The organism is Leptospira yanagawae serovar Saopaulo str. Sao Paulo = ATCC 700523 (assembly GCF_000332475.2).
Taxonomy (GTDB): domain Bacteria; phylum Spirochaetota; class Leptospiria; order Leptospirales; family Leptospiraceae; genus Leptospira_A; species Leptospira_A yanagawae.
Genome location: NZ_AOGX02000029.1, coordinates 91174 through 109826, shown reverse-complemented (window position 1 = coordinate 109826; position 18653 = coordinate 91174). Strand labels below are relative to the sequence as shown.

Below are 18653 nucleotides of genomic sequence, written 5' to 3'. Positions count from 1 at the left end.
AAATAGATCGTTTGTAGGGATTTTTTTGATTTTTTTTTCTGATTTTTGGCTTGTAAGAGGAAACTCTTCCTTTATAAAAGTGGCATGACCCGTTATTTCTCTCTTATATTCCTACTCCTTTTCGCAACTGCCATCACCGCTGATGAAGTGGGTGTTGTGAGTTTTGTCCAAGGGAAAAATTACATTTCAGGCCCACGTTTTAAAAATGCGAAGGAAACGGTTCGATTAGGGAGTGTCCTAAAAAAAGGGGACACCATCACGACAGAGGACGGAAGTTGCGAAATCCAATTGGCAACGCAAGCCACCGTACGACTTTCCAAATTTTCCTCTCTCAAAATCGATGAACTACTCAATCCGAAAACGAAATCAACCACTCTCAATTTAGTGAGTGGTAAGTTATTTGTCAAAGCACACAAACCAGAAGGTGGTGCACCAAGTAACACCCAACTTAGCGTCGTCAATCCAAGTTTTGTAGCAGGTGTGAGAGGCACAGAGTTCCTTGTTTCCACTCCCAACCAAGGCGGTGAGGATGAAGAATTGAAGGATGTGGAGACGGGAGTTTATGTCAATGAAGGGACAGTTGCCGTAAGTCCTGATAAAAAAGGCAAACAAACATTAGTTGCAGAAAACGAAGAAGTGGTGGTTTCTGGCAAACAATTAAAAAAACAAATTTTAGATGAATTTGTAAAAGAAAAAATGCGTATCTTTGAACAGTTCAAAGCCATCAAAGAAGAGAACTACCAACGCATCAAAGAACAGTATGAAAAAAATGACCAAATGATGAACGATTATAAAGGCCAAGGTTAAGATGAAACGTTTTTTGGTAATTTTTTCGATCGCAGGTTTATCTGTTGTATCCGCTGATAGAAGTGTAAGCACTCCTGTTTTTAAAATTGCGGTAGAAGCTTATCCTTCCACAGAAGAAAGTAGAATCTTAAGAGACTTTATCAAAGAACAAATCCAATCCAGTGGGAGAGGCAATTTAACTTTCACCTTTCCTGAATCAGAAAAACTGGTTTGGGAATTTGACAAAGCTGGGGAAGCAACAGAAGAGACAAAGACCAACTTACAGAAGTTAACACAAGTTGATAAATTGGTTTTGGTCTCCAATGAGGATGGGCAAGCATTGATTTCCTTTGTTGATGTTTTACACGAAACCTTAGAGTATCGAAATGCACTTCCTGAATCCTTAGCCAAAACCCTTGTCTCTGATTTCCTGAGTTACCTAGACAAAAAAAATATCTACCTAGCGCTTTCCCATACCGGTGCCAACACTTCTTCCCAAGTCAAAATCAATTCGCTTAAATCAACGTACGTGGCTGGGGAACCCATTCGTTTTGAATTGGAAACCACGGAAGACAATTATGTTTATGTCGTCCTAGTGCCTGAAAACCAAAAAGGAGAACCAGTCCTCCTCTTCCCAAACCAAATCCAAAATGACAATTTTGTGAAGAAAGGCGAAAAGGTGACGATCCCAGACAAACGGATTTCCTTTCGCGCTTCTCCTACCCCTTCCAAGGATCGCATCCGTGCCTTTGTCACCAGGGAAGAATGGAAAGAGTTCCAACTCCGTGGCAAAAAAGAGGATTCCTTTTATCACCTCTTACCTCCAGCTGTGACAGGAACCAAAACCTTAGCGCGTTCCCTTGTGGCTCCTCCTAGCCTCACTTCTCCCATCGAACAAAGCCTTGTGACCGAATGGGAATACGAAATCCTCTCTCGCTAAAATCCTTGCAAAAACATCTCATACCTTTTGTTATATAAGGTATGAGATCCTATCTAATTCCCATTATCTCCTTTCTCATATTGAGTTTCACTCTTTCTTGTTCTCTCTTTGAAAAGGAAGACAACAAAAAAGAAGATGCACTGACTGCCCTCCTCCTCTATGTCTATGCGTACAACCAAGCAGCCGGATGTTCTGGACCGAAGTCAGGTTTTACCATTTGTATCCCCAAAGGGATTGCGGAGTAAGTGATGAAAAAAATCCTACTTTTCATCCTTTTTTTGACGGTTAGCCTTCAGGTTACGGATTTCCAATCCCAAACTAGAAAATCTAAAGAAACCCTCCTCTCTGAAATGTTTGCTGATGCCATCCAATTGGGAATTGGAACAGAAAAACTTTGGTCCGCCACAAGCGCAGATAACTGGGGTTTTGTGAGACAATCTGCCACTTGGGCGAGAGGGAACTCGGGCATCATAGACAATTTGATTTTAGCATTGAAAAACGCTGGGTATTTTAATAATCCTGGGGAAACAAGAACCGATGTTCTCACCAATGTGAACTTAAGTGGGTTCGGATCTGCCACGCTTACCATCAAAATCAATACACCAACGGCTAACATTGCATCCACAGCTTACACAGGGAACAAAACCTTTAACCATTTTTTTGAAATCAAAAAAACTGGGGCATCCATTCCCTCCTTACAATTGTTTTTCGATGACCCAAACACCACCCTTGGAAATGATGGAGCTCTCATCTACTACCGGTTAGTTGATTTTGGGAACCCACAGTTTGCCAATGTAGGAGATGTGATCACAGAAAGTTATACAGGAAATGAATCCATTTATGGAACGAAATTCCAAACCTATACCTGGCGGAATGGCCCCGAGAACTCTTCTTGGATTAGCAAACATGGCCGAGTGGTTTTAACAGAAGTGGATTCTGGAAGGCAATTGTGTTTTCGATCGGTTGTGCGATTGAGTTTTACCAAACTAAAAGAAATCAACCCATCCAATGCCACAGGACTGGACCAATTGAAAGCTGCCTGTGGTGGTAGTGACAATATTTATTATGTATTAGCGTACATGCAAAAGTTTGATTTGCCTTTCCAAACCACCGCAAAAGCTACCTTTACTACTTTAGCAACAAAAGCTGAAACCATTTGTAACCTTCCTGCCTCCTCCTTTGCAGGAGCCAAATTGTCTTATGGAATCTTTAATATCAATGGATATGTCACAGACCAATTGAATGCAGACCAAGTCCCAGCAGATTACCCAAGCCCCACTGTGGGTGGCTCTGATTTTATGTCAGTCGATGAAGCCTTCAATCGAACCTATGTGGCATTAGGAGCAAGTATTGCAGGCCAAGCAGCCCTTGGAACTGTGAAACAATACGAAGAAACTTCCAAAGCATATATGGATGCTTTTGATGGTTCTGCTCAGAATCTATCGTTTAAATAATAGGGCAATATTCTAAGAGACGAGACTTTCGTTGGATGGAACTTTTGATTTTGTAACGTTTCAGGAACAAATAACCGATTCAAAATCAAAAATGAAATCCAGCGATTCACAACTTGTATTCTTTGGAGTTTCATCTCAATGGAAAGGAACACTCGAGTAAAAAATCCCAAACCAAAGCACGTTTAGTGTTTTTCTTTATTGGCCTCTTACAATTGCGTTGGAAAGAATAGAACCCGTGAGTGCGATCAATTCCACTCTAACGTATGGATCCGATTCCAAAATCTCGTAAGTTGCTGTACTCGTGTCGGGGTTTACTTGTAACACTTCTCCCATTTTTCCAATAAACCGTATTTCCAAATAACGTTCTTTGGATGCCACTTGGATTTGGTGTTTGTCATTCACGCGGATGAGAGGAACTTTTGGATCCTCGGCACCTTGGAAGAATTTTTTCACACAAAAGAAAGATCCTGAATGTAATGCTTGTAATACGGAAGTTTCGTTACTGACACCAGCATTTGTTACGACATAACGTAAAAAACTTTCACCCTTGCGACCACGTTGGTGGCCTAGAGTTTGGATCATATCTTTCCAAAAAGGTTGGTCAAACTTGTTTACAATTGTTTCGGGGAAATAATGTAAGTCGTCACTTGCCATACAATGTATATTTTTCCCATTGCTAAGGAGTGAGTCCAAAATTTTAGAGTCGTCTCCATATGGTGAATACACTTCTACAGCTTGGAATCCTTCAATCGACAACATTTCTTCTTTGGAGTAAGAATCAAATAATTTTGGGTGTGGTAGGATTACGTAACCACCTAACTTTTTCATACGATCCATTACCCAGTTTAGATTTTCTCTGGATGCATAGATGGGGAAAAAATCATAAATCGCTTTTTTGATTCCGATGGCAAGGATATGCCTTTTTTTAACGTTTTGACCCCATTCAAACCCACGGATATAGGTTTTGTCCTCGGTATCAGAAATTTGACCGTAATCAGTAATGGCAAGATTGGAGAATCCTTCTTTTTTGTACTCGTTTGTGATTTCAGCTACTGTATGACGTTCTGGTGTGAACCAAACTTCATCTGAGTGAGTATGGAGAGAAATTTTTTCACCCTTTTCATTGTCCCAATTTTCATAGGGATTTAAAATTTTGGATCCAGTGAATGAACCATCAATGGTTTGTTTTGGTTTTCGAAGGAGCAAAACAACAGCTAGTTGGTAAGTAAACAAAATCCCAAGCAGGGTAATGAGAAAAAGTGGATATCGATACTTCCATAGGGATGGCCTGACAACCTTTCCTTCCGTTTCAATCATCGGACCTGGGACATGCAATAACATGGAAATACTCTATAAAATCTATTTTCCAATTTGATTCCAGTTTTGTTACAAAATGAAGACAAAAGCCCTTTTCAAAAATTGGTTTTGACAGCGCTTAACCCCTTTTCCTTTTAGGATTGTGCCATTTTTCACTCCTAAACGAACATTTCTCCTCCTCCTCATTGGGTTTTCTCTGTATTTGTTTTGGGGCAATGCATCCCCACTCATCGACCAGGACGAAGCGGCCTACGCAGGTTTTGCGCGGAATATGGCAGAATCTAAGGATTATCTGAAAATGGAATTCCCTTATTCAGAACCACATAGAAAACCACCACTTCAGTTTTGGATCACATCGGCTTTCTTTGAAATGTTTGGAACAAATGAATTTGTGCTAAGGATATTTCCTGCTCTTTGCATTTTAGGCACTTCTCTATTGACATACCATTTAGCTCATATTATGTTTAACAGCCGTACTGCATTGTATGCATTTAGCATTCTTAGTTTTTCACTTTACTTTCCGTTAAATGGAAAAATCGCACTTGTTGATTCTTCCTTAGTATTTTTTGGAATGATTGGATTTGTTTGTCTGTATCATTTGATTCAATCTGGAAAATGGATTTATGTTTTCATTTTTTGGAGTTCGGTGAGTTTGGGACTCCTCATAAAGGGGCCACCAATCCTGATTTTTCTTTGTGGCACTTGTTTTGTTTTACTTTTTTTTTCGAAGGTACGCCCACTTATTTGGAAACTACATCCATGGTTTGGTTTGCCATTGGCAATCTTACCAATTTTTTATTGGGGTTATGAATCTTGGCAAAGAGACGATGGAGCACTCATTCGCTGGATGATTGATTGGTACATCTTACGTAGGGCGACGAATCCCGTCTTTGGCCAATCAGGACCTCCAGGTACCTACTTAGTCTTATTTTTCATTACTTTATTCCCTTGGACAAGAGTGTATCTTTCCTTTCTCAAGGAAATGTTTTGGAGATTCATCTCTCATTTAAACGCAAAAGAAATGAAAGATACTATTTTTTCATCGTTTCGGAATGGTATCCTACTCCCTCTATCCCCTAGATCTTTTTTGATGGTGGGATTAATTTTTTCTTGGGTATTTTATGAATTCATTTCCAGCAAACTTCCTTCGTATCCACTCTCAGCTTATCCAATCCTTTCGATTTTACTTGCAGAACATTTATCAAAAAAACACAACCAGATTTACTTATACAGAATATATTTAGGAACTGCTATCCTAATGTTCTGTGTGATTGGATTTGTAATTGTACCTAAATTTAGTGATATGAGAAAAGAGACAAAAATATTAGCTGAAACAATTCAAAAAGAACTACTACCTAATGAAACCTTATATTCATTTGGTGGCCTTGGCATTCCAAGTTTTGCTTTCTATTTAGAACGGAAAGTAGAAGAAATCAGTATTGATAAAATTTTGACAGTAAAAGGAAAAATCCTACTAACAGATTCCGACAGACTCATGTTAGATGCCTTAGGAGTCAAAACCGAAGCGATAACTGATCCCATCTCCCTATATGCTTACGATCGAAATAAAAAATTAACACTTCGGTTGGTGAAAACGAATCCTTAGTCCAAAAATCGTTTTTTTACATCTGGTGTTGGCACCATACAAGATTCTGCTTTGCCAAACCATTGGTAACGGTGTTTGGCGACGAAACGGTAGATTCCATTTCGGATCAATTTTGGTACAATCCAAAAGAAAATGCCAAGTTTCCAAGGAAAACTTAATTCTTTTGTGATTCCAAGGATGGCGTCAGACTCAACCAAAAGGTTTCCTTCCTTCCAATACAAAATGCTATCAGGTAATGATGTTTCTTGGCTCTTTGGAACCAGTTCCAAATACGTTTTAGAACCGATACTGGAAAACAAAAGGGATTCTGAAGGATTGTGTTTCAATAAAAACTGAACGGAACCCATACAGAGATGGCAAACACCATCAAAGAATACAATTTTCCTTTTTTCCAGTGGCATACTTTCCCCTTAACTCCAATATGGCCTCTAAGGATTGGAAATCGAGTCTAATTCCTAAGAGGTAGCGATGTTTCCCGAATTTCATTCAGATAATCTATTACAAAAAGAAGCGTCCATTCTAGAAAAGATGGAGTCTAACAAAAAATTCATAGAAGAGTTACTCGTCCAAAATTCATTTACCTTTCAAAACTTTTTAAAACCTTACCAAAGGATCCAAACAGAACTTGGAGATCTTGTGACAGAACTTTCCCATCTCAACTCTGTCAAAAACAGCGAAGAAAGCCAAACCATCTACAGTAGAATTTTACCGAAACTTAGCGAGTATTATACTGACCTCGGACAAAACGAAACCATCTTTGCTGCCTTATTAAAAATTCAGTCCACTGACAAATCATTGAATCCAGAACAAACAAAGGTTTTGGAAAACGAAATCAGAGACTTTCGATTATCAGGTGTAGGACTCAATCAAAGCACGAAGGAAAAACTTAAAAATATCCGGATTCAATTGTCCGATTTAACCAATCAATTTTCCCAAAACGTGTTAAATGCCACAAATGCATTTGCATTGTATTTAAAAGAAGAAGATGTAAAAGGCATTCCTGAAAGTGATAAAATTTCCGCAAAACAACCAGACGGAACATATAAATTCACACTTCATTTTCCATCTTACATAGCGTATATGACCTATGGAGAAAATAGAAAGATCAGAAAAGAACTATATGATGCGTATTGCACAAGAGCCCCTGAAAATGGAAAACTCATCGAAGAAATTTTAGGTTTCAGAGACGAAGAAGCAAAACTTTTAGGTTTTGAAACCTATGCCCATTTGAGTTTGGCTACAAAAGTAGCGAATACACCAGAAGAGGTGATTTCCTTTTTAAATCATTTGGCAGAAAAAGCAAAACCGATCGCCATAAAAGAATACGATGGAATTAAATCTTACGCAAAATCGTTAGGACAAAACGATTTGGAGCCTTGGGACCTTACATACTATTCAGAAAAATTGAAAAAGGAATCTTTTTCCTATGATGAAGAAATCTATCGACCTTACTTAGAAAAGGAAACAGTTTTGCAAGGTACATTTCAATTTTTAGAGAAGTTGTTAGGTGTTACATTCAAACAAATACAAACCAATGTTTGGGAACCGTCAGTACTTTGTTATGATCTTTTAGTGGAAGGGGAAACTCGTTCCAGATTGTATTTGGATTTAGAAGTACGGAGTGAAAAAAAAGGTGGGGCTTGGATGCACAACTGGAAACCCCATTTCCAAGATGAAACAGGTAAAACCGAACTTCCAATCGCATTCGTTGTCGCTAGTTTTCCCAAAGCAACAGAGTCACAGCCAAGTTTACTCCGACCAAGCGATGTGGTGACACTATTCCATGAATTGGGCCATGCCCTCCACCATTTACTTTCTAAAGTCAAAGAAGCCTTTGTGAGTGGTGTGAATGGTGTGGAATGGGATGCGGTAGAATTCCCTTCTCAGTTTTTGGAAAACTTTGTATATGAACCAAAAGTTCTACAACTTTTTGCAAAACATTACCAAACAAAAGAACCAATTCCGAATTCATATATCGAAACAATGGTGAAGGCAAAAAACTTTATGTCAGCCATGGGTGTGGTTAGACAGTTAGAGTTTGCAAAATTTGATATGTTGGTTCATAAAGAAAAACCATCAGAAGAAAGAGTACAAGAAATCCTTAACCAAGTGAGAAATGAAATTGCAGTTGTCACTCCACCCACTTACAACAAATTCCAAAACTCTTTCACGCATATCTTTGCTGGCGGATATGCGGCAGGATACTACTCTTATAAATGGGCAGAACTTCTCTCTGCCAATGCATTTTATTCTTTTGTTGATAAAGGTGTCTTTGATTTAGAACATGCAGCACATTTCCGAAAAACAGTTTTAGAAAAAGGTGGGTCTGCCAATGCCATGAATCTTTTTCGTGATTTTTATGGAAAAGATCCAGACATTGAAGCTTTACTTCGACTGAACGGTATTGCCGCTTAACGTCCGTATGGTTTTCGTAATGACTTCTGTTTCATCGGTTGATTTAATGAGTTTGCGAGTTTTTCGATTCGAGTCCAAAACATAGAGATAGGTAGAATGATCAAACGATAATCCGTCTTTTGTTTTTTCGACATAAGCCGCATATTGTTTTACGATCTGGTTTGTTGTGGCCAAATCAAAACTATAACCAATGGCATTCGGAATATAAAACTGCACATACTTTGTGCTTGTTTCGCTAGAATCTCTCTCAGGATCTATCGATACAAACACAACCCGAAACTGTCGCCTTTCGAACTCTGTGAAACTTTCAGTTGCCACTTTGATTTTCGCAAGAGTATTGGGACAAAAATCTGGACAATAGGTATAACCAAAAAAAACAAGTATTACTGGTTCTGGAAAGGATTTCAAATTTACTTTTGTTCCAGATTTATCTTGGGCTATAATATTTCCACCTATTGGTAGTTCTGTGAGCTCAACTCCAGAACCACATTGGAATATAAAAAATACAAAAATTGTGAAGGTAAATATTGTATGGAGTTTATGTTGTTTCATAATGATTTTTTCTCTACTTCTTGCTTTTCTATTTTCCCATTTGAATATTGAATGGTGATGATTAATTTTTCGTTTCTATTTTGTTTATCGAGTAACATAAGATGAGTACCACCTCTCTCCAGATGGATCAATTCATTTGGTTGTAACAAAACAGGAAAATCAATCTTTCTCATCCGTTTGATTCCTTCTTTATCAATTTCCATTGTATGCAATTCTACTGTTTTATATTGGTTACTCTCGAGGGAAACAATGGAAACTTCTTTGCCGAACGGATTTTGAATCATTCCATAAACTGCCGTTGTTTTTGCCACATCGGGAACTGGGAATGTCCATAACGAAGGGTTTGGATTTGTTTTGTGACAGAAAACAAACAAATTGACTTGAATTAGTAACAGAATTCCTATATTTGTACTATTTACCTTTCGTAACAAGAGAACCTCGATGAGATTAATTATCAAATGGGTGACTGCCATCACTCTCATTCTATCTTCCTTTCTTCTATCCACTTACAAATGGACTACCGGTGAATACAATTATGATTCCAATCGCAAATTTGAAAATTTTGAGGCCTTTTACCAAAACGAATTAGAAATCAGTAAAAAGGAAAATACAAAACCTAACAATGAAGAGTATTTGATAAGAGTTTCTGAAGAACCAACACCAATTGCAATTTTGTATTTACATGGATTTGGAGCAAGCCGTGGTGAGGGAGAAGAAGTCACAAACAAACTGAGTGAATACTTCGGAGCAAATACCTATTATGTACGTTTGCCTGGCCACGGAACCAATATCGAAGACCATCTAAATACCCCATTTCAAAAATACTTACAAGATGCTGAAGATAGTTTAATTTATACCAAGGAACTTGGACACAAAACAGTTGTTATCGGGACAAGTATGGGTGGAAACATTGCCACTTACCTTGCTGCCAAACACCCAGAACTTATCGATAGTTTGATTTTGGCATCGCCGTTTTATGATTTTGACGATCCAACTGCTCATCTCTTTCGCTTTTATTGGGGCAAATCGTTTATTGATTCCATCAAAGGTGAAATTCGAATTTCGAAAACGGATCCAAAAGATGAGTCTGCAAAGTATTGGTATTTAGACCAGTATTATGGTGCCATTCAAAACATCTTAGATCTCAAACGGTTTATGGACAAAGAAAATCCATACCCAAAAGTAAGTGCTCCTACCCTACTCATGTATTATTACAAGTCCGAAAGAGAACATGACTTTGTTGCATCTATAAACGCCATGTTTGCAGTGTTTGATTCAATCCAATCAGGACCAAATGCCAATGCAAAAAATCGTCTCTTGAAGATTGAAGATGGTGCCCATGTCCTACTTTCTAAATATGTGAAAACTGACAAGGCCCTGATCGAAAAAGAAATGATCCAATTCATCAAAGACACAACTGGTGCTGAAGAAGTTAAAAAATCAAAGAAAACCAAACGATAACAAAATCGATTCGTACAATTCATCGACAGATATTGGTTTTGAACGAACCAATATCCCTTCTTTTAAGAGTTCTTCCGCATCCAATCCATCCATATTCCCTGTATACAAAACAGCCGCCAAATTTGGATTGATTTGTTTGATTTTACGAATCAAAACAAGGCCACTCATTTCTCTCAATCGATAATCAGACAAAACAAAATCTGGGATATTTTGGTTTAGGTTCTGCAAGGCGGAAGATGAGGTTCCAAATAACTTTGGTTTGATTTGCTTTTGTGATAATACAAAACTTATCGCTTCACTGGCAGCTTCATCATCTTCCACAATCCAAATTTCTTTTTTTGAAATTTCAGACCATATATCTTTTGGTTTCGATTCCAAACCGGTCGGGAACTGATTCAAAATCGGTAATGATTCTTCCAAAGGTAAGTAGAGAAATACCTTTAAAGTCATGGGATCGGGTTTGTCTAAATAAAATTCACCTCCCCAATTTTTCACATAGCGATTGATCAGATGGATTCCTGTCCATTGGAAGTCTTCATCACTAAAATTCGCTAGATCAAGGATAGTGAGCTCAGATAAACTTGGTAAAGACAAACCACTAAATTCTAATGAAACTAACAAACGCACTTCATCGAAAGGTTTGGTTTGGATTTGCACTAAACCCCTTTTTCGATCGTCCCAAACCAAAATCCCACCAGATGTGAGTTCACATAGTATTTTTGAAAACTGGACCGCATCAACTTTTGTAAAAAGGGGAGATTTATAAAAATCAAACTGTGCTTCAACATTTTTAGGTAAACCAGAGATGAGCAGTGGGATAGTAGACTCAACCACAGAAGAGATATCAATTTTAGTAACAGAATGTTCGTTTTTTGTTTTTGAATAATGTATGATTCGGTGAATCATAGAACGAGCGTTATCTGCACCCATTCTAATTTTTTCCAAATAATCCAATACTTGGTTTTGGTTGAATTTACCACTTACAATTTGTTCTTTGCCAAGTTGTGAAAACACGTGGATTGGTTGGAGATAATTGTTTAAATCATGGGCAATGTTTGTCGCTAAACTACCGATGGTTTCCATTTTTTGAGAATGGAGTTGGTATGATTCCAATTGTTTTTTTTCTGTTACATCATCCAAAAATACATAATAAAAATCAGGTTTTCCTTGTGAGTTACGAAATGCACTAATCCTTCTGTAAACATTAATCCTCCTTCCATCTTTTCGAGTTAGGCGTGATTCTTCCGCACCTTCTTTAAAAAAACTAAAGTATTCCATCTCCTCATCTGTAATTGTTTCCCCTTTGATCCGCTTGATATTTAAGTCCGTTAGATTTTGGAAACTGTAACCTGTGATTTCGGTAAACCTTGGATTGATACGAAAATATCCACCTTCCCAATCTTGTAAGGCCATACCTACAGATGCGTTTTCAAAAAGACCTAAGAAAAATTGAATTTGTTCAACGATGTTAATTTCATTTGTCTTTTCGTTCGTTATATCTCGGACAAATACAATGTGTAATGATGAATCCATTCCAGGAATGTTCACTTTTCTTTTTTCAAATTGAAACCACCGAACAAGCGTTTCATTTGGCATTTGGAACCTGAAGTCACTGATGATTTGGTCTCGGTCATTCCATTTCTGCATGGAGAGGATTTGTTCTTGGAAGGTTTCTTTGTCTTCGGCACTTACCCAGGCTAATAAATCCGTTTCGAGGCAGTTTTTCCCAGGTTTTTGGCAACCGAGGTTGTCCTTAAAAAATTCATTTGAAAATAAAATTTGGCCAGTTTTTGGGTCGGTGAGATACACTCCACCAGAAAATAGGTTTGGCAAGACCTTAAAGAATTCTATCATTCCGCTTGCTTCCAGATTCGCTTGCATAACTCTTGCCTTAAGAGGGAAATATGCCATCCAATCCGTTTTCTTTTCAAGCACCTATTGCTTTTTTTAATTTAGGACCATGGGAGATTGCACTCATCGTTTTTTTAGCCTTACTTTTTTTTGGTGGAAAACGATTGCCAAGTCTCGCGAAGGACTTGGGTTCCGGAATCAAAGAATTCCGAAAGTCTCTCACAGGCCAAGACGAGGAACCTACACAAACGAGTTTTCCTGTAGAAGATTCAAAACAGAATTCCGAACCCAATTCCAAATCCACAAAAAAGAAAAAAGCTTAGTCCATCCCTTTGGCAAAAAAAAATAGAACCCCACTGCCACTGCCAGAGGATTCGGAAACCAGGGAAAAGTATATGTCCCTGGGAGACCATTTAGAAGAACTCAGGCAGAGACTGATCCATTCAATCTTAGTTGTCTCTGTTTTTATGATTGGGACATTGTATTTTGGCTCTGAGATCCACAGTTTTCTCATCCAACCATACAAATCTGTCCTCGGACCTGATGCGCATTTTTTTCAGATCCAATTGATGGCTCCCTTTCTCATTTATTTAAAAACGTCCCTGATCCTATCTGTTCTCGTTTCCCTTCCTTTTTTGCTGTATATCCTTTGGGGTTTCATCGCACCCGCCGTAGACCCGAGGACGGAAAAATGGGGGAAATTCATCATCTTGTTTTCTACCTTGCTCTTTTGGTCGGGTCTGGCCCTTTGTTGGTTTACTGTCTTTGAAAATTTTTTACGGGTATTCCTTGTCGTTCTGAGACCAGATGGTGTGGATCCATATTTACCTATCGATGAGTATTACGATTTGTTTTTTAATTTACACTTAGTTTTTGGGGCTTCCTTCCAATTACCGATTGTTCTCATTTTACTAGGAAGGATTGGATTTTTGTCTTCAAGATTTCTCATCACACGATGGAGAGAAGCAGTACTCATCATCGCAGTGGTATCAGCTGTCCTATCTCCAGGGCCTGATGTATTTTCAATGCTTATGTTACTTGTTCCACTCAGTTTTTTATTCTTTTTATCTGCCCTAATGATGAAATTATTGGAAGCTACCGATTCAAAATGAGTTACCGCGTTAAACTTCCCATTCTCCTTGGCATCATTAGTTTTCTATTTTTTTTCATTCACTTTTTATTTGCTGAGTTCACTTTCACCCATTGGCAAAATCCAAAAGGGGAAAACACTCTAAACTTCAATTTGGTTGGGATTTATAGTTCTTTTCTTTTGGCATTGTGTATTAGTTTTATCGTATATTATTTTCTTGGATTTTTATACCAATACATACTTCACATTGTGTTTCATATCCAAGATAGTGAAAATGAAATCCCAAAGGACATTCGTAACCTAAGCCGCAATTCGGATGAATATAAAATTTATAAATCCGTAATGTTTACTCTTTTACAAGGGGAAGAAAGTCTCGGTGAAGAACAATTTGAAAACAAATTTGATTGGAAAACAACCCAAGCTTCTTCCGTAAACAAACAGATCCCTGATATCAAAATCCCGAATATCCAAGGTTTTGATGTTGCAGTATTTCCATCTGTCATGCGATACGCGGGAGCAGATTATATAAGGATCGTTCGTGCAAAAGATGGGTTATTTGGAATCATAGCAGGTCATATGGAACCTGGGATTTTGGAATCTTCCGAAAAAGTATTTATCCACGGGATCGTGTCATCATTTGGAGATGGATTATTTTCCACTGAAGAATTATTAACGAAACTAAAATATGCTCTCCACCAATTTGCATTTCTCAAATTAAAACTCTCTGCCTTTGTGATCCAAAACAAAGATGATAAAATGTCTTTTTTGCATTATATGGACATGCCTATCTTTCAATTTTCAGACCACGGCATCCAGGTGATAGAAGGCAGTGGAGATGACCATTGGTATCCCAACCACAAACATCCCATCTCCATGGCTGATGGAATTGAAATTGGTGATTATTTGGTTTGGGCAAGTGACCGCACCCTCACTCAATTTGGACTCACGTCGTTTGAAATCATGGAAGAATTTGTGGACTACTTACTTGACTTAAGGCCTAGTTCCTCTCGCCAAATGTTACTAGCCATTGCGAAAAAAATGAGTGCTCTTGGGCGGGAACGAAACCTATCCAATCCTATGGAAAAACTATCGATCCTAGTGGTTCGTCGAAACAAGTAAACGAATCGTATGGCGTAATAAGTCTAACTTACCCCAGTTTCCATGACCGGGTACCACAACCTCTGCATCAGGGTATCTAATTAACACTCGTTTCACTGCGTTTTCCCATTCTACTAAATTCGCATCTTTTACATTCCCTAAGTCTATTGCATCGAGATCCTTCACGAGACAACCTCCAAAAAGGATATGGGTATCTGGCAACCATACAACAATGTTGTCAGGTGAATGCCCATGGCCTGGAAAAAAGATTTCTACGGAATGATTGCCAGAATAAAATCTTGTTTGTACATCTAAGATGGGATTTGTTATTCCGAGTCCTTTTTCTTTAGCCAATTTCGCAGTTAAATTTGTACTATAAACTGGGATATTTCTTTTGTGGAATAAGCTGACTCCCGCCATACGGTCGTCATGTGCATGGGTCACGATGAGGAATAAAATGTCTTTCTGAAATTTAGTTTGGATCCCTAAGATCAATTCTTCTGTTTGTGGTTCTGTCCAAGCGGTATCAATGACAACAACACCTTGATTTGTTAAAACAACGAGGCCATTGGACTCATAAATTTTCCCTTGGAAACTTCCAAAACTTTTATGGACCCAAACCGTCTCTTTGATTTTGATCCATTCAATCGAAGTTCCAACTGGATTCGTTTTTGCGTTTATTTTGTCAGAGGGGAATGGGTTAACCGTTTGGCAATGGACAAACCAAATGCCAAACACAAGGAAAAGAAAAAAACGGACGATGCCAGACTGCACAAACAAACTAACTTTATGCGATCTTTTCGATGTCCCCTTTTAGAATCGTAATCGGTGCTTCTTTTTTGAGAACGGTTTCGTCAGTCACCACAACTTCCAAAACATCCTTTCGGGATGGAATTTGGAACATCAGTTCCATCATGATCTCTTCTACGATTGCACGTAGTCCCCGCGCACCACTCTCACGTTTGATGGCAGTTTGGGCAATGGCTTCGATGGCTGATTCAGTGAACTTGAGTTTTACATTTTCAATATCAAACATCTTTTGGTATTGTTTGAGAAGGGAATTTTTTGGTTCTGTAAAAATCGATTTTAAACTTTCGATCGTAAGTTCGTCGAGAGTCGCTATGATCGGAAGTCGTCCAATGAATTCTGGGATAAGGCCAAATTTCATCAAATCATCAGGGATTACATGGTGAACCATGGATTCCCCTTCTTCAATTTTCCTTCCTCTGTCATTCACTGCTTCATTGGAATGGAATCCGATGGATTTTACACCAACTCGTTGTTTGATGATATCAGTGAGACCTACAAAAGCTCCCCCACAGATGAATAAAATGTTTTTGGTTTCGACCGGGATGTATTCTTGGTGTGGGTGTTTTCGCCCGCCTTGTGGTGGGACATTTGCAACAGTTCCTTCAATGATTTTGAGGAGGGCTTGTTGTACCCCTTCTCCACTCACATCGCGCGTGATGGAAGCAGAATCAGACTTACGGGAAATTTTATCAATTTCATCGATATAAATGATTCCCATTTCGGCACGTTTGACATCGTTGTCAGCGTTTTGGATGAGTTTGAGGATGATGTTTTCCACGTCTTCACCCACATAGCCTGCTTCTGTAAGGGCAGTTGCATCCACAATCGCAAAGGGAACCTTAAGAATCCGAGCAAGGGTTTGCGCCAGTAAAGTTTTTCCTGAGCCAGTAGGTCCAATGAGCATGATATTGGATTTTTCCAATTCCACATCTCCCGCCTTACGCTCGTTATGGAAAATACGTTTGTAGTGATTGTAAACAGCAACAGCCAAAGCTTTTTTCGCTTGTTCTTGTCCTATCACATACTGGTCTAAGATTTTTTTGATTTCGGTAGGTTTTGGAATGTCACCCACAATCGCAGTTTTTTCACCTGATTGTGGTTCTTCGGCGATGATTTCATTACATAAGGAAATGCACTCATCGCAGATATAAACTCCAGGACCTGCAACAAGCCTTCTCACTTCATCTTGGGCCTTTCCGCAGAAAGAACAATGTAACTTTTCTCTGGAATTCCCTGTTTGGCTTGCACGTTTGGTCATGGAGATTAGCCCTCCTTAGGCTTGTATCATTTGTTTGCGTTCTAGGATCACGTTATCAATGATACCGTATTCTTTCGCTTCCTCAGCACTCATAAAGAAATTTCTTTCCGTGTCTTTTTGGATTTGCGCCGCAGGTTTTCCGATATGTTTACCATATAAATCGATCAAAGTGTTCTTCGTCTTGATGATTTCTTTTGCAGAAATTTCGATATCCGAAGCTTGCCCACCTGCTCCACCGTAAGGTTGGTGCATCATAATCCTAGAATTGGGAAGTGCAGAACGTTTTCCTTTTGCTCCTCCAGCGAGTAATAATGCCGCCATGGATGATGCCTGTCCAATGCAAAGGGTTCTCACTTCCGGTTTGATGAGTTGCATGGTGTCATAAATCGCAAGCCCAGAGCTCACATACCCACCAGGGCTATTGATGTATAGATAGATATCACGGTCTGGGTTCTCTGCTTCTAAAAACAAAAGTTGGGCACAAACAGCATTGGCATAGGTGTCGTCAATCCCAGCACCTAAAAAAATAATTCGATCCCGTAGAAGCCTTGAATAGACATCCATACGATCGATGCCACGGCTTGTTTGTTCTGAAACATATGGTAATAATGTGGACATAGTTTACTCTTCTTTCCCGCTAAGAATTTTCTCAGCTTCTTCCGTTGAAATTGCTTTTGGCGATTTTTTCTCTACTTCAGCGTAAACAAACTCGTCAATTTTATCAAACAGGAATTTGTCACGGTAGTAGGTTTCCGCCTTCTGTTTTTGGACTTCTTTTTTGAGGGTTTCGGCAGGAATTCCTTGGGCTTGGGCTTCTTTTTCGTAACCCGCCTCCACTTCTTCATCCGAAATTTGGATTTTGTGGTCGTCCGCGATTTTTTGCTTCAAAATGTAAGTTTGGATTCGTTTTTCTGCCGCTTTGGAGAAAGATTCACGAACTTCCTTTTCCTCCTTTCCGAGTCGTTTTGCGTAGTCGGAAAGCGAAGTCACTGGAAGGCCAAATTCACGCATAAAGTTTTTGAAAACCGTTTCTGTTTCTTCCACAATGAGTGATTCTGGGATGATGAATTTTGATTCTTTGATGATTTCGTTGTAAGCATCATCTGTAGCTCGTTTTGTGAGAGCATTACCAAAAATTTCAACAAGTTGTTTTTTTGTTTTTTCTTTTAACTCTTGTAAGTTGGCAGAACCATCCACTTCTGATGCGAAGTCGTCGTTGATTTCTGGATACGTCACTTTGTAAATCGCGGTGACTGTTACTGTGTAGATAATGGATTTTCCTGCAGACTCAGGGGATGCCGGATACACATCTGGGTAAGTAAAGGTAAACTCTTTCGTTTCATTTAACTTCATTCCCAGTAAGTTGGATTCAAACCCTGGTGGGTTTTGGGGAGCGCCCATTTGGAATTTACCAGTTTGGCTTTGATCTGGGTATTCATTCCCTGTTTCCTTGAATTTATAATTGATTTCGAGTAAGTCAGCTGCTTCCACAGGTTCGCCTTCTTCTTTCAAAGAGTTACGAGCCATATTTTTTTGAATGCCTTCCAATTCTTTTTGGATGTCTGCATCAGAAATTTTGATTTCTTTTGGTTGGATTTTGATTTTCTTTAACTTTGGTAAGGTGACTTCGGGTTTTGTGTCGTAAGTGGCTTTCGCTTTGGCACCAGTATTTTTATCAAAAGTTTCCATTTGGAATTGTGGCAAACGAATCGGTTTGTGTTCCAATTTATCAAAGAGGTCTGCCATTGCTTGGTTGAGCATTATGTTGGCAGCATCGTCCATCACAGAGTCACCAAGGACTTTTTCCACCATATTGAGGGGAGCTTTTCCTGGTCGGAAACCAGGGATTTTTACTTTTTCAGCAGCATTTTTGTAAGCCTTAGAGTAGGCGGTGCGGACTTCTTCAGCGCTAAATTGAATGCTGAGGTCACAAGTTGCGTTGTTATTTTTTTTAGCCGTAAATTCCATCGTATTATATCCAGTGTAAATAAAGAGAGTGTAGTGGAAAGAAAAAG

Annotated in this window: 19 protein-coding genes; 10 read left to right on the top strand and 9 right to left on the bottom strand. The window is 38.8% G+C overall.

Features of this window, described 5'->3' with window-relative positions; genetic code table 11:
• Positions 1–84 precede the first annotated feature (84 nt).
• The 4 genes from LEP1GSC202_RS14625 to LEP1GSC202_RS14610 are packed head-to-tail and all read left to right on the top strand — an operon-like array spanning position 85 to position 3180.
• The gene (locus tag LEP1GSC202_RS14625; RefSeq protein WP_015678434.1) at positions 85–807 is read left to right on the top strand and encodes a FecR family protein; all 723 of its coding nucleotides are present in this window, start codon (positions 85–87) and stop codon (positions 805–807) included.
• A 1-nt stretch (position 808) separates the two neighbouring features.
• Positions 809–1726 carry a DUF4384 domain-containing protein gene (locus LEP1GSC202_RS14620; RefSeq protein ID WP_015678553.1) on the top strand — a complete coding sequence of 306 codons (918 nt, stop codon included), beginning with the start codon at positions 809–811 and terminating at the stop codon, positions 1724–1726.
• Between the two features lie 41 nt (positions 1727–1767).
• Positions 1768–1971 carry a hypothetical protein gene (locus LEP1GSC202_RS14615; protein WP_015678534.1) on the top strand — a complete coding sequence of 68 codons (204 nt, stop codon included), beginning with the start codon at positions 1768–1770 and terminating at the stop codon, positions 1969–1971.
• A gap of 3 nt (positions 1972–1974) precedes the next feature.
• Positions 1975–3180 (top strand): LIC_12337 family protein, encoded by a 1206-nt coding sequence (locus tag LEP1GSC202_RS14610; RefSeq protein WP_015678460.1) that lies wholly within the window; start codon positions 1975–1977, stop codon positions 3178–3180.
• A gap of 195 nt (positions 3181–3375) precedes the next feature.
• Here LEP1GSC202_RS14610 and LEP1GSC202_RS14605 read toward each other — a convergent pair whose 3' ends face one another.
• Complete coding sequence (locus LEP1GSC202_RS14605; protein ID WP_039929102.1) at positions 3376–4521, bottom strand: hypothetical protein; 1146 nt, start codon at positions 4519–4521, stop codon at positions 3376–3378.
• Between the two features lie 118 nt (positions 4522–4639).
• Between LEP1GSC202_RS14605 and LEP1GSC202_RS14600 the strand changes: the two genes are divergently transcribed.
• Complete coding sequence (locus LEP1GSC202_RS14600) at positions 4640–6103, top strand: ArnT family glycosyltransferase (protein ID WP_015678476.1); 1464 nt, start codon at positions 4640–4642, stop codon at positions 6101–6103.
• Here the strand turns inward: LEP1GSC202_RS14600 and LEP1GSC202_RS14595 are convergent.
• Positions 6100–6504, bottom strand: coding sequence for a thiol-disulfide oxidoreductase DCC family protein (locus LEP1GSC202_RS14595; RefSeq protein ID WP_015678551.1), 405 nt, complete (start codon positions 6502–6504; stop codon positions 6100–6102). The genes LEP1GSC202_RS14600 and LEP1GSC202_RS14595 overlap by 4 nt on opposite strands.
• 67 nt (positions 6505–6571) lie before the next feature.
• Between LEP1GSC202_RS14595 and LEP1GSC202_RS14590 the strand changes: the two genes are divergently transcribed.
• Positions 6572–8518: a M3 family metallopeptidase gene (locus LEP1GSC202_RS14590; RefSeq protein ID WP_015678481.1), complete on the top strand. Its 1947-nt coding sequence runs from the start codon at positions 6572–6574 to the stop codon at positions 8516–8518.
• On the opposite strand, the gene LEP1GSC202_RS14585 is transcribed toward LEP1GSC202_RS14590, so the two are convergent.
• Both LEP1GSC202_RS14585 and LEP1GSC202_RS14580 read right to left on the bottom strand, forming a co-directional pair.
• On the bottom strand, positions 8489–9070 hold the full coding sequence (locus LEP1GSC202_RS14585) for an SCO family protein (RefSeq protein ID WP_015678438.1): 582 nt from the start codon (positions 9068–9070) through the stop codon (positions 8489–8491). The genes LEP1GSC202_RS14590 and LEP1GSC202_RS14585 overlap by 30 nt on opposite strands.
• The gene (locus LEP1GSC202_RS14580; RefSeq protein ID WP_244147736.1) at positions 9067–9501 is read right to left on the bottom strand and encodes a copper chaperone PCu(A)C; all 435 of its coding nucleotides are present in this window, start codon (positions 9499–9501) and stop codon (positions 9067–9069) included. Before LEP1GSC202_RS14580 ends, LEP1GSC202_RS14585 begins: the two co-directional genes overlap by 4 nt.
• A gap of 10 nt (positions 9502–9511) precedes the next feature.
• Between LEP1GSC202_RS14580 and LEP1GSC202_RS14575 the strand changes: the two genes are divergently transcribed.
• Entirely contained in the window at positions 9512–10531 is a 1020-nt protein-coding gene (locus LEP1GSC202_RS14575; RefSeq protein ID WP_015678503.1) for an alpha/beta hydrolase, read from the top strand.
• On the opposite strand, the gene LEP1GSC202_RS14570 is transcribed toward LEP1GSC202_RS14575, so the two are convergent.
• Positions 10511–12412, bottom strand: a complete 1902-nt coding sequence (locus LEP1GSC202_RS14570; RefSeq protein ID WP_015678508.1) for a hybrid sensor histidine kinase/response regulator — start codon at positions 12410–12412, stop codon at positions 10511–10513. The genes LEP1GSC202_RS14575 and LEP1GSC202_RS14570 overlap by 21 nt on opposite strands.
• 23 nt (positions 12413–12435) lie before the next feature.
• On the opposite strand from LEP1GSC202_RS14570, the gene LEP1GSC202_RS14565 reads away from it, so the two are divergent.
• The 3 genes from LEP1GSC202_RS14565 to rktP all read left to right on the top strand — a co-directional run bounded on the left by LEP1GSC202_RS14565 (position 12436) and on the right by rktP (position 14591).
• Complete coding sequence (locus tag LEP1GSC202_RS14565; protein ID WP_015678452.1) at positions 12436–12705, top strand: Sec-independent protein translocase subunit TatA/TatB; 270 nt, start codon at positions 12436–12438, stop codon at positions 12703–12705.
• Positions 12706–12777: 72 nt separating this feature from the next.
• On the top strand, positions 12778–13494 hold the full coding sequence (tatC, locus tag LEP1GSC202_RS14560) for a twin-arginine translocase subunit TatC (protein WP_015678504.1): 717 nt from the start codon (positions 12778–12780) through the stop codon (positions 13492–13494).
• The gene (rktP, locus tag LEP1GSC202_RS14555; RefSeq protein WP_015678472.1) at positions 13491–14591 is read left to right on the top strand and encodes an Arg-Lys translocation region protein phosphatase RktP; all 1101 of its coding nucleotides are present in this window, start codon (positions 13491–13493) and stop codon (positions 14589–14591) included. The genes tatC and rktP overlap by 4 nt, the downstream gene beginning before the upstream one ends.
• On the opposite strand, the gene bla is transcribed toward rktP, so the two are convergent.
• From bla to tig, 4 genes are read right to left on the bottom strand one after another with little or no spacing between them, the layout of a single operon-like run.
• Positions 14568–15344 (bottom strand): subclass B1 metallo-beta-lactamase, encoded by a 777-nt coding sequence (bla, locus tag LEP1GSC202_RS14550; RefSeq protein ID WP_244147735.1) that lies wholly within the window; start codon positions 15342–15344, stop codon positions 14568–14570. The genes rktP and bla overlap by 24 nt on opposite strands.
• A 13-nt stretch (positions 15345–15357) precedes the next feature.
• Positions 15358–16638, bottom strand: coding sequence for an ATP-dependent Clp protease ATP-binding subunit ClpX (gene clpX, locus LEP1GSC202_RS14545; RefSeq protein ID WP_015678458.1), 1281 nt, complete (start codon positions 16636–16638; stop codon positions 15358–15360).
• Between the two features lie 15 nt (positions 16639–16653).
• Positions 16654–17256: an ATP-dependent Clp protease proteolytic subunit gene (locus LEP1GSC202_RS14540; protein WP_015678494.1), complete on the bottom strand. Its 603-nt coding sequence runs from the start codon at positions 17254–17256 to the stop codon at positions 16654–16656.
• Between the two features lie 3 nt (positions 17257–17259).
• On the bottom strand, positions 17260–18606 hold the full coding sequence (gene tig / locus LEP1GSC202_RS14535; RefSeq protein ID WP_015678445.1) for a trigger factor: 1347 nt from the start codon (positions 18604–18606) through the stop codon (positions 17260–17262).
• Positions 18607–18653 lie beyond the last annotated feature (47 nt).